This window comes from Blautia luti (assembly GCF_013304735.1).
Classification (GTDB): Bacteria; Bacillota; Clostridia; order Lachnospirales; family Lachnospiraceae; genus Blautia_A.
The window spans coordinates 133456-145760 of sequence record NZ_JAAITI010000006.1; the positions used below are offsets into that span (position 1 = coordinate 133456).

Here is a 12305-nt window from a genome sequence, read left to right on the forward strand (position 1 = left end):
ACGGAATCCAGTCCATAATAAAACCGCTACCACACCGAAACAAAGGATATGTCTCTATTTTTGGTAAAACCATAGATGTAGGTTAATCATGTTTTTTTAATCAGCGTTTTGATACTCACTGTCTTCCCCAAATAGCTACCGAATTTGACCTCACGATCAATTCTTCGACAGGCAGACCAATCGGGCAAATGTTATGGCAAGCTAATGATTTCCCGCATCCCTCAAAATAATTTTCCTTATATTGAGTTGAAACCTCATTCCGATGGCTTATTTCCTGTTCTTCATTCAGAATCCGAAATGCGTTGACTGCAGCAACAGCGCCTGCGAAAGTCCCATTTGCAGAGAAGTTAGGACACACTTCAAGGCAGCAGCCACACATCAGACAGCGTGCCGACTGGTATCTCGGTTCATGTGTCCACGGATTCATATAAGCTTCACTTTCAAGCCAAAGGTTCAGTTTTTTCAAATTTTCAAACAGAATTGACCGGTCAACGATCAAATCTCTTACAAGCGGAAATTTGCTTAAAGGTTCCAAGGTGATTGTAGAACCTTTTAACGTATGTAGAAATGTAGAGCATGCCAGCCTCGGACGTTCGTTAATCAGCATGGCGCAAGCCCCACATTTTCGCACCATACAGCTACATTCCCAGCTGATGGGAGTAACTATATTCCCTGAATTATCTTTCAAAGGTGTTCTACTGTTCAATTCCTTTAGAACATTGGCAACAGAGCTGTTTTTGCTTCCGTCAAACTCACATTCCTGCCAATAACTGTCTGATTTCTGACTCTCCTGCCGCCTGATTCTTATTTTATATACCAAGTGAATCACCGCCTTTCTGGAACAGGTACAAAGGAAATCTGTATCTGCTTTCCATCAAATCTGGCTACCGTTGTTTTAAGGTAATCATCGTCATTGCTCTTCGGATAATCCTCCCGCCAGTGTGCACCACGGCTTTCTTTTCTTGCAAGAGCACTCTTTAGAACTGCCATGCCAAGCAATGGAAGATTTCCTGTCAGCGCTTGTACCGTTTGAATCCCATTTAACAACGTATTCTCATTTCTGACAACGCCCATAGTATCCTGCATCACTTTGTTTAATTGCTTTATTTCTGAAATTTGAGACGTTGGTGGAAAATCTATCTGTGTCGCACAAGATAGATCTACTACATCTGCCTGTTCACATGCTGATTTTGCCGCAACACGTCCTCCGTATAACGCTCCTAACAGAGAATTTCCACCAAGACGGTTGGCACCATGATATTGGGCACAGCATTCTCCGGCAGCATAAAGATTCTGAATCGGCGTTCTGTGCTGCTCATCCACCAGAATGCCTCCCATAAAATAGTGAATTCCCGGTAAAACAGACACCGGTTCCTTTCGTATATCTTTATGCAGATAGGTCATACAATCGTCTGCCAGACCAGATAGCTTATTTGAAATAATCTCCTCCGATATTTCCGTCATGTCAAGAAATACCTCTGATTCATGGCTGACCTTCCATATCTCTCTGGCGGTAATATCTCGTGGCATCAGATTTCCAAGCTCCGGGTATTTTTCCTCCATGAAATACCATTGTTTTCCATCTTTCATGGCAAACAACCTGCCACCTTCCCCTCTGGCCGCTTCGCTGATGAGCATGCGTTTTCCACCACATTTCACAGTTGTCGGATGGTACTGGATCATCTCGCCATTTGCCAGAGGAACACCAAGCCGGAACAATTCTGCGGTGACTTCTCCTGTATTGCTCAGCGAACCCGTTGTATTTCCAAACAATCCGTGCATACCACCGGTGGCAACAATAACCGCATCCCCCGGTAATTCCACAATTTCCTGACTGTATTCATCCCTGATTACGCAGCCACAACAAATATTGCCACACAGACGAAGTGTTAGGAAAGAATGATGGCTGAACCGTTCTACCATACCAGATGCTTCTTTCCTGCGAACAGCGTCTATCATAGCTATCATGATCTGCTTCCCGGTATCGCTCTGTGCAAAAGCAGTCCGTTTCTTTTTCTGCCCGCCAAAATTCCGCAGATCCACATCATCATAGCCACTCATGTTAAATTTAACTCCAAGTTTTAGCAGCCAGTGCACCAGCTCCGGTGCTGCCTGTGTCATTCCCCAAACTGCATTTGGATCTGCCAGACCACATGCTGCCTTTATTGTATCTGTAAAATGTTCTTCGGGACTGTCGTTTTCATCTTTTGTATTCAAAGCTGCGTTGATTCCGCCCTCCGCCATAACAGACTGTGCCCGCTCTGACGGAAGGGAGGAAACCAGTTTTACATTGCATCCATTTTCCGCTGCCTGCAAAGCCGCTGAAAGTCCTGCCAGTCCAGCACCTATAATAATAATTGTCTTACTCATAGATATTGCCACCCAATATAATATAAAATAACCGCTCCCGCTATAAAAAGAAGAAGCACCGAAAGGATCAAATAAATATCACTCCTTTGTTCTTTATAACTGATGATTCCCAGTGATACGAGCAATGGGCGGATATTGATAAAAATATGGACAAAGATTGCCGCTACGAACAAAAGCTGAGTTACCATCTTTACAGTTGTAAAAGGGAACAAAATATATGTCCCATTCTGCACCTTTCCAAACAAGCCAATATGGAATAACAGCAGAATCAGTATTGCCATCCCACTGGCTCGTCTCGCCCAAAATATGACGTTTTGTTTCAGATACATTTTTCCTGATTGCTTCGCTGTCTGTAAACTCTGAACTGTCAGGATGACACCAATCACCGTATGCACAACAAGAATACCAACACCAATCCATGCAAGAAGTTTCCCTGCACTACTTCCAACTCCGTTCAGCATAAAGCTGCCCATGATTCCATGAATCATAAAAATGAGAAGCATTAAAACAGACAAAATCGTATTCCATTTTCTCATAAATTCCCGCTCACCTCATTTCTTCGCTGTCCATGATCATATAGTCCATCTGTGTTAGCGTTGTAACGTCAATAAAATCATCCGATGCCAGGAATACATCATACTTTCCACTTACCACTCTTGATAGCATCATTGTGTTACTGTACTCTTTCAGATCTACGGAAAAACCGGCCTGTTTCAACCTGTCACAGAGTTTCTTAGCATAACTGACAAGCGGATAATCCGTCTCAGATACATATAACCGAAAACTAATGTCCGTTTTCATGAGATCTGTTTCATTTGTTTCCGAATCGTCCAGTGCCAATTCTTTTAATTTATTCCGGGTGTTCTCGTTGTCGAGACCATCTGACATCATATTAATACCGAGAACATAAGAGCCTTCCAACTGTGCGGAGGCTTGAGCCGCCTTTTTTGACTTCGGTGTTGCTCCTGTGACTGCATCAATCATAGAAGGCGGTGAGTGCAAAAGTGCACCGAAACCTGCAAGAAAAACAATTGTAACTGCTAACAGAATCAATTTCCGTTTCACATTGCCACCTCGTTTCTTATTTTTTCAAAATCCTCATTGCGTTCAAGACGGCAATTATGGTAACGCCTACATCACCAAATACAGCTTCCCACATTCCAGCTATACCCAGAGCACCAAGGATCAGGAACACACTCTTAATTCCAAGGGCAATCACTATATTCTGCATGACAATCTGTTTTGTCGCTTTTGCCACATCAATCGCATCCACCAGCTTAGATGGTTCATCTGTCATCAGAACCACATCCGCAGCTTCAATGGCCGCATCTGAACCAAGACCACCCATTGCGATACCAACATCCGCACGAGCAAGGACAGGAGCGTCATTGATACCATCACCAACAAAAGCTAATTTGCTTCCCTGTCTCTTTTTACTGTCTAAAAGCTCAATCTTTTCCACTTTTTGATCAGGAAACAGTTGTGCATAATATTCATCCAACTGCAATTCTTCCGCAACAGCCTTTCCGATTTTTTCATCATCACCAGTAAGCATGACTGTTTTTTCCACACCGATATGTTTCAAATCAGAAATTGCTTTTTTGCTGTCCGGCTTTACTTCATCTGTTATCAGAATGCATCCGGCATATTGACCATCTACTGCTACATAAACCTTTGTACCAACTTTTTCACAGGCTGTGTACTCCACATGCTCTGAATCCATAAGTTTCGTATTGCCAGCATAAACTTTCTTCTTTCCTGCCATGGCACTGATTCCATATCCAGAAATTTCCTTGTAATCAGAGATAACTGATTGGTCAATTTCTTTTCCATAAGCAGAGAGAATGGATTTTGCAATAGGATGGTTAGAAAAGCTCTCTGCCTGGACCGCATACTCCAGAACCTGTTCTTTTGAAAATCCATTTGCAGGCAGAATATCAGTCACATTGAAAACACCCTTTGTAAGTGTTCCAGTTTTATCGAACACAATAATGCTGACATTATTAAGCGCCTCTAAATAATTACTTCCTTTTACAAGAACACCTCGTTTAGATGCCGCACCAATACCTCCGAAGAAAGTCAGCGGGATTGAAATGACCAATGCACATGGGCAAGATACCACAAGGAAAACAAATCCTCTGCGAATCCACTCTGTCCAACCTCCACCAAGAAGGATCGGTGGCAGAATTGCCAGAATAGCTGCTAAGATTACAACAACAGGAGTGTAATAACGTGCAAATGTAGTAATGAAATTTTCTGTTGGTGCTTTTCTACTGGACGCATTCTCCACAAGATCAATAATCTTTGAAGCAGTAGATTCACCAAATGCTTTCGTTGTCTTAATCGTTAAAACACCCGTCTGATTCATACAACCGGAAAGTGCTTCGTCTCCTTTATGAACGCTTCTCGGAACCGATTCTCCAGTTAAAGCCCTCGTATCCAGCATAGAATCTCCATCCAATACCACACCGTCTAATGGGATTTTTTCACCAGGCTTTACAATAATAATCTCGCCAATGGCAACACTTTCAGGAGATATGGTAATCAATTCTCCGTTCCTTCTGACTGTAGCACAATCCGGACGTATATCCATTAAATCTGATATAGATTTTCTGGAACGCTCAACAGCCAATGACTGGAAAAATTCACCAACTTGATAGAACAGCATAACAGCAACTGCTTCCGGATATTCACCAATGACAAAAGCACCAATCGTAGAAACGCTCATCAGGAAATGTTCATCAAATACACGTCCCTTTGAAATATTCCTCACAGCTTGCCATACAACATCCCCGCCAAGAATAATATAGGAGACAATGAGAAAAACTAACTCGACAGGCAGTGGCACTTTCGCAAAAACTGTCAATGCCATACCAATACCATAGATTGCTGCGCCAATCGCTAAACGAATCGTCAACTTCTTGTCCTCATTGTTATAGGATGTATTGGTATCCTGTTTTTTTGCAGGTATATAGTATTCCTGTGCAATTTCGGAAACTTCTACATCTGGCTCATGGCTGTGGACAATCGTTTCAATCTGACTGGCTATTGTATTTGCGGCAACTGGAGCAACATTGATTGTCAGCGTCTGCTTCATCAAATTTACAACTGAGGATTGTACTCCATCCAATTCTCCGACTTCTTTTTCAATTTTTGCGGAGCAGTTCGGACAGTCCAAGCCCTTTAACAAATAACTCTTTGTAACGGGGATAATTGTTTCTTCCTGAACCTCCACACCCGGCTCATGGCTGTGGACAATCGTTTCAATCTGACTGGCTATTGTATTTGCGGCAGCTGGAGCAACATTGATTGTCAGCGTCTGCTTCATCAAATTTACAACTGAGGATTGTACTCCATCCAATTCTCCGACTTCTTTTTCAATTTTTGCGGAGCAGTTCGGACAGTCCAAGCCTTTTAATAAAAATATTCGTTTCATAATGACCTCCTTGTAATTTGTTTAGTTGCTCAATTGCTCAACTATAATGCTAAAAATATTATTTCTGCCATAGATGCTCAAATCCCTTATCAATAATCTCTTTCACATGATCATCTGCCAGAGAGTAGTAAACTATCTGCGCTTCTCTACGGAATTTTACCAAATTCGCAAGACGCAATGCCTTTAACTGGTGTGAGATTGCGGATTTCGTTACCCCCAGTAGCACAGCAAGATCACATACACACATCTCACTCTGTTCCAGAGCGTGTAAGATTTGTACTCTGGTACCATCTCCAAATAGCTTAAATAAAGATGCCAACTGGATATAATCATCTTTGGGTTGCATCTTGGATTTCACATCATTCACAATATCCTCATGAATCACATCACAATTACAAATATAAGACGGTTTAGACATACACTTACCTCGTATAATCGAAGTTGAATAGTTGTTCAACTATGATTATATTCATTTTTTGTTCTATGTCAATAAGATTAGTAAATATCTTCTTGGATTTTTGTTTTTAACTGCTTAATACTTTTGTACCGCATCAAAGAATGTGTAGATGAGTTTGAATATAAATTCAAGGACTCCGAAACAGGAAAAATTAAAAAGTTCAAGATAACAGAAAAAAGGATTGTTACTTTTAATCCCAAACTAGCCAAGAAGCAGATATATGAGATTAACTTCTCTTTTTTCTTTTCGTAAAGATTCCTCAAAGTATCTTCCTTTTTCTGATATCTATAAATGAGCAAAGTTCGTGATTTTGCAGAAAAAAAAGATACCTCGATTCCGGATGTTATATTGAAAGCGACCAAAAGCTCCGTTTTTCGAATCAACGAAAAACTCCACAATGGCAAACAGGGCTTTGCCCTAACAAAAAAAGGCTTCACACCACGACCACCGCCGCAATGCAAAGCCTCATCACTCACTATTATATTCTTGTCACAAAATCCAGCGAGATCCACCCATTCCGCTCTTTCTCATACGCTTTCAGCAGCCCCCACTTTGATGCTCCGACACCGTCAGCCTCAGCAACAATAGTAAAACAGCCAACACCCGTATATTTTCCAACCTTCTCCTGATCCGTTCCCGGCTTCTTCCGGATATTCAGATCCGAAATCTCCACACGAACCAGATACGGACGAAACACCTCTTCCTGCTTCTTATCCACGGAACTGTACACTGCCTTTCCATTCTCATCAAACACCGAAAACCCCGGATGCTCGTCTGCACTTTTCTTTGCGTTTTCCAGCACCTTAAATGCCCCCACCTGGCTCTCCGCATCCTGCCAGTTCTTCCTCACACGGTACCAGATCTCCTTTTCCGTCTTCCCGCCATCAAACCGTGTCAGCCCATACTTCTCAATAATAACGCAAATCTTCTGCACATATAAACTATCCGTTGCATAGCCGCCATCCTTAATAATCTGGACAGCTTTCCGGTAATCCTTCTCCCCAGCCAGTCCTGCATATCTCTTTTTCTTCCCATTCATCGCTCCCAGAAGATAAGCCGAATGATCCGCAATCGACTGCTCCACGCAGGCATACTTCCGGAAATCCGCAGTCACAGTGTAAAGCTTTCCAGTTCCATCATCCTCCTGCGTTTTCTTCCGGTACTTACTGGTTCCATCCCAGGCACTTCCGCCCCAGCTATTCCCAGACAGCATACATTTCATTCCAAAGCAGTTATTTGCTTTCTGTGCCAGTTCCGTCCTGCCATAACCGGATTCCAGAATAAACTGTGCCGCAGACACAGATGCCAGAATCCCACTGGTTTTCATATCCTCTGCACACAGCACTCCAATCCGCTCCGCTGCCTTCTCATCGGAAATCCCCAGAAACACAGAAGCCTGCGTCCCTTCAGCTTTCCCAGACATAGCAGCCTTCACAGCTTTCCTGAATCCATCCATCGTATAAGGCAGTCCCAGACCTTTCCACAGATGCTCCGGATCTCCATGATTTGTAGCAATTCCCCTTGCGTGTCCCTCTCTATGGGAAATCACCACACCATCTGCCAGCGGATCCAGACCAAACTTCTTACAAAGCATGGCAAACAATTCCACCGCTGCTTCATACGTCCGCACTGCAGATGCTCTTGCCTTCTCCAGATCAGAGCAGGTAAAGCCCGATCCGCTGGTATACCGGATATAGGCAGGCTCACACATCTCCACACCAATATGCGTGTTATTTCCACTTCCCTTACTACCGGAGCCACAGTGCCATCCCCTGTGATTCCACGGCAGTGCCTGATACACTGTTCCATCATTCCCATCAATAAAACCATGCACACATGCACTTCCAAAAGAAGTGTGATTCCAGGAATCAAGAAAAACCTGTGCCCTCGGCTGCGGACATCCAACCGAATGAAGCATCAGGCCTTTTACTGTAATTTTTCTCCCTGCAGTATAGCAGGGATTCTTCGTCAGAAAACTTTCAACCAGTCTCATTCCCCATCACTTCCTTCTCCTCTGTCATGCAGCTGTTCCAGCACATCCTTCATCTTCTGCGGGATCGGCAGTCCCAGATGCCTTGCATTCTCCAACAGACTCACACCCTCATTGGAAATATAGAAAAAGATCACCGCTGTCCTCAGCACAGATCCATTCCCGATCACAGCCACATCCAGAATGTTTGCCATTCCCACCAGTAAAAAGATCAGCACCTTCCTGCAGATTCCCCGGAATCCCACCTCACTGGAAAGCGTATGATCCGCAAAAGCACACATCACCCCGGTCAGGTAATCGATCACCACAAAAGCGATCAGGGCATACAGAAGCCCGTCACAGCCTCCCATAAACCAGCCCAGCCATCCGCCTACAGCCATAAAAACCATCTGAATAAAGTTCCAAAATTCCTTCATGCCAGAATCCTCCTCCCATGAAAAAAGCAGCCCCCATTTCTGAGAACTGCCGTAAATAAGTTTTCTATCTTCATGCCTTGCGGCAGAAAGACCTACATTGTTTCCTCCGTCAGCGTATACGTGATCTTCATCGTTTTGTCCGTATTCTTCACCACTGCTGACGAAAGATTATTAATACTTGCCAGATAAGGCGTCAGAAGGTAAGCACACCTGTGCTCCTTCCCGTAACTGCCGCCCCACATAAACACAAAGTTCTTATACTGGAACAAAGGCGTTGCCATGGCCTCAAACCTTGCGCTCCCCTGTGTCTTGATCACCCTGTCATCCGCCGTGATCTGGAAATCCCCTGCCACGATCATGTCACCGAGAAGCGTCATATACACCTCACAGGAACCGGCCTCGCCAAGAGATTTCAGCTTGGAAGTAAAGCCCAGCGGGATCAATGTCACATCCGCTGAATTTGCAGTATTGATCTTATAAACTCCCTTTTTATCATAGGAAGGCACATACAGATATCCCTTCCTCACACAGCATTTTACATTCCTCTCCGGATAGGAACCGTCCTTTGCCCTTGTGCCCACTTCCGACAGCTTCGCCTTGGACAGTGTCCAGCTTCCCTCCGTAAAGGAATAATCCTTTTTGGAGATCCGGATCCACACCATCTTCGCATCCCCGGAAGCATTCGGTTCATTAGAAAATCCATACCAGTATCCGTCATGCCCGTCCATAAATTCCCCGTACTTCGTATAATCCCCCAGGAACGTAAAGCTTTCCGTTGTCAGCGTCTGTTCCTCCAGTACAGTATACGTGGTATCATCCAGCTTCTCATTCAGCCCGATGTTAAACACCGGGATCCTGATCTTCGTAATGGTCACACTGGAAGTCCCAAAGGTGATGGAATACAGCAGGTTCTTTTCAAAATCCAGCTCCACTGCCTCAAACAGTGTCATCTGCTTCGCCTTCGGGATATCCCCGATATCCACCTTTTTCAGAAGCAGGAACGTGCTGGCATCCCCTGCCGCACTGCCAAAAGCATTCTGCCCGCCCAGGGCACTGGTCAGTGCCACAGCTGCAATATTCCCGTTTCCCTGGCTGGGAGTGAACTCCCACACAAACTTATATCCATTGTCCAGTTTCTTGCTCTCCGTCTGGTTCAGGCTTCCCCTCGCCACATTGGAACCGGAATTAACATTGTTGGAAGCATAAGCCACCGGCAGGTTCTTCCCCTGCTCGTAAATATGATCCGCCTTTTCTTCCAGCACTGCCGGAAACAGCAGGATCCCGCCGATCATGTTCGGGCAGATGGGAAGCAGCGTCCCGTTCCACAAAACAGAATTGTCATACTCCCCGCTGGCTTTCAGATAAATCCCCATGGGATTCAGCCCCAGAATATTGTTCACTGCCTCCGTGATCATGTTCGTCTCCTGAACTGTCTCCACCGCACCCGTATTCGTATCGGTCAGTTCAATGACCATTTCACCTTTCAACTTCATCACACACCCTCCATTTCTACCGGCCTGCAGAAACCGCTGATTCCCGCTCTCTCAGCAAAATACACTTCAAATCCTCTGTTCACCGTCTCCTTCATCTGCATGGACAGCGATTCCCGGAAACCATTCACATCCAGTCCTCCGCCAATGGCAAATCTCGTGGTATAATCTTCCACCTCAAGCTTTCCGTCCCAGGCTTCCCCAGCCGCCATTGCCTGTCCGCTGACAGAAGCAATGCAGTCTCCCACATCAACCGTACCGCTGCCATACTCCATCCAGAGATACACATTGAATGTATTCGTATAATTAACAACGATCTTCTCAATGGGATAATACAGCGACAAAATATGTTTCCCGGAATGCCAGGTCTCCACCGGACAATGCTCCACAATCTCCTCATTGTTAAATTCAAAGACCACATGGCAGACCGCCTGTCCGTCCTCCTGCCACTTCACCGGCAGGCTCACATCCACAGAAACCTCCGAACCACTCCCGGTTCCGGTTCCGGAATCCGAGCCACCAGCGACATCATCCGTACTCCCTGTATTCTCATTCCCAGAAGTGTTTCCAACTTCATTCCCTGCCGCATCATTTTCAGAACTTCCTGCATCCGATGTCTCCCCGGTTCCATCAGAACCACCCGTACCACTTCCAGTTCCACTGCCGCTTCCGCCCGGAAATGGAATCACCACAGTCCCGGAAGCCTCCGCAGACCGTTCCACCGGATCCGCAGCCACATCCACAACAACCTGCGCAAAAAACTGCATGTGGTTTTCCTCAGAAGAAGCAAACTGGATACTGATCAGCTTCACCCTGGTCTGCCCGATCTCATGCACGGAAGCATTGGTAAACGTGTGAATCCCGATCTTCCCAGTCTTCGCATTGTCTTCAATCTGGTTCAGCAGCCCCGAAATATTCTTGTCATTCCTTGACTTCGCCTGAGCCAGCCTCGGATTTTTCCCCACACATTTCAGACTCTGCCTTCCCCCGATCTTCTGCCGGATGGAAGTGATACAGGTGATCTGTCCCTCATCCGCCTGTCCTCCCGCAAACGTCAGCACATCCCCCGGATCCAGTGCAGGGTTCCCGATGGTATCCGAATCAAACGGCACATACCGGATCACTGACAGATCTGTCAGGATATTCCTGCACAGCATCTCCCTGGTCTCCTTTAACCCAAACTGCAGAAGTGGGTTCACACCCAGGTTCATGGTCAGCCCGTTATCCGGGTCCAGAGCATAATACTCTGCAATCTGCGTCTGCTTGTTGGTGGAACTCACTGCCGTGTACCTGGTGATTAAATCCGAAAAGCTGGAAGAAAACCGGTGCCGCTGCTCCACCTTCATCACAGGATCCTTCCCGTACTTCCTCAGTTCCAGTTTCCCCTCCCGGTTGATAATAAAGAAACCTCCCAGAACCTGTGCCACATAAAACAGCACGTCCCGGCAGGTCTCAATATCATTTTCAGTATAAACAGAAAGCGTCACCCCGCCATTCGGCATGGCATCAATCTCCGCCCTCTTATTCGCAAACTCCACTTTACACCGCTTACAGCACAAAGCAATAAAATCATAAGCAGTCCCCACAGTCTCAAACCCGTTGAAACTCTTATCAAACCGCAGCATAAAATCATAGGCTTTCAGTTCCAGGCACTTTGCCAGACGGTTCGCCTCACTGACCTCAAAAACTCCCATCGGCACATCTTCCACCGAACCATCCGCCAGCACCAGATGAAACACCAGCGTCACCAGCGCATCCTCCAGCGTATACCTGTCAATATCACTCAGAAGCGTGATCCCCATCTCCGCCGCATACACCGTCCCCAGCTCAATCTCGGTACTTCCGCAGCACTGCCTGGAAATATACCCGGAGCCCTTCACAATCTCCTTCGCCCCGAACTCATACGTCATTCCGCCCTTGGTAACGATCGTACCCGTCCAGAAATATTTTCTTGTATTACTCCTGACTGCCCTCAGAAAAGCATCCGACACCGGATACATCCCGCCACCTCCATTTCCCCCACGAAAAAAGCACCAGCCAACTAGGTGACTGATGCTGTGTTATGTTATTGTTTATCACTACAACCTGGAATTTATCGTCTTGTTCCATTCTTATCAAAATTCTTTTTTAATGCTATTTCTGTTGG

The 12305-nt window shown here is 45.5% G+C and carries 10 protein-coding genes; all 10 read right to left on the bottom strand.

Annotated features, from left to right (window positions below):
• Positions 1 to 115: 115 nt before the first annotated feature.
• The 10 genes from G5B06_RS05375 to G5B06_RS05420 all read right to left on the bottom strand — a co-directional run bounded on the left by G5B06_RS05375 (position 116) and on the right by G5B06_RS05420 (position 12159).
• Entirely contained in the window at positions 116 to 829 is a 714-nt protein-coding gene (locus G5B06_RS05375) for a succinate dehydrogenase/fumarate reductase iron-sulfur subunit (protein WP_330596869.1), read from the bottom strand.
• Positions 826 to 2370 (bottom strand): FAD-binding protein, encoded by a 1545-nt coding sequence (locus G5B06_RS05380; RefSeq protein ID WP_173761926.1) that lies wholly within the window; start codon positions 2368 to 2370, stop codon positions 826 to 828. Before G5B06_RS05380 ends, G5B06_RS05375 begins: the two co-directional genes overlap by 4 nt.
• Complete coding sequence (locus tag G5B06_RS05385; protein WP_173733184.1) at positions 2367 to 2906, bottom strand: pilus assembly protein PilX; 540 nt, start codon at positions 2904 to 2906, stop codon at positions 2367 to 2369. Before G5B06_RS05385 ends, G5B06_RS05380 begins: the two co-directional genes overlap by 4 nt.
• Positions 2907 to 2916: 10 nt before the next feature.
• On the bottom strand, positions 2917 to 3435 hold the full coding sequence (locus G5B06_RS05390) for a DUF6921 family protein (RefSeq protein ID WP_107001871.1): 519 nt from the start codon (positions 3433 to 3435) through the stop codon (positions 2917 to 2919).
• Positions 3436 to 3451: 16 nt separating this feature from the next.
• Positions 3452 to 5806, bottom strand: a complete 2355-nt coding sequence (locus G5B06_RS05395) for a heavy metal translocating P-type ATPase (RefSeq protein ID WP_173771491.1) — start codon at positions 5804 to 5806, stop codon at positions 3452 to 3454.
• 58 nt (positions 5807 to 5864) lie between these two features.
• Positions 5865 to 6224 (bottom strand): ArsR/SmtB family transcription factor, encoded by a 360-nt coding sequence (locus G5B06_RS05400; protein ID WP_021650476.1) that lies wholly within the window; start codon positions 6222 to 6224, stop codon positions 5865 to 5867.
• Between the two features lie 517 nt (positions 6225 to 6741).
• On the bottom strand, positions 6742 to 8256 hold the full coding sequence (locus G5B06_RS05405; RefSeq protein ID WP_173771492.1) for a glucosaminidase domain-containing protein: 1515 nt from the start codon (positions 8254 to 8256) through the stop codon (positions 6742 to 6744).
• Entirely contained in the window at positions 8253 to 8669 is a 417-nt protein-coding gene (locus tag G5B06_RS05410; RefSeq protein ID WP_173733897.1) for a phage holin family protein, read from the bottom strand. The genes G5B06_RS05405 and G5B06_RS05410 overlap by 4 nt, the downstream gene beginning before the upstream one ends.
• Positions 8670 to 8761: 92 nt before the next feature.
• Positions 8762 to 10162 (bottom strand): hypothetical protein, encoded by a 1401-nt coding sequence (locus G5B06_RS05415; RefSeq protein ID WP_173733896.1) that lies wholly within the window; start codon positions 10160 to 10162, stop codon positions 8762 to 8764.
• Positions 10162 to 12159, bottom strand: a complete 1998-nt coding sequence (locus G5B06_RS05420) for a hypothetical protein (protein WP_148446710.1) — start codon at positions 12157 to 12159, stop codon at positions 10162 to 10164. Before G5B06_RS05420 ends, G5B06_RS05415 begins: the two co-directional genes overlap by 1 nt.
• Between the last annotated feature and the right edge of the window lie 146 nt (positions 12160 to 12305).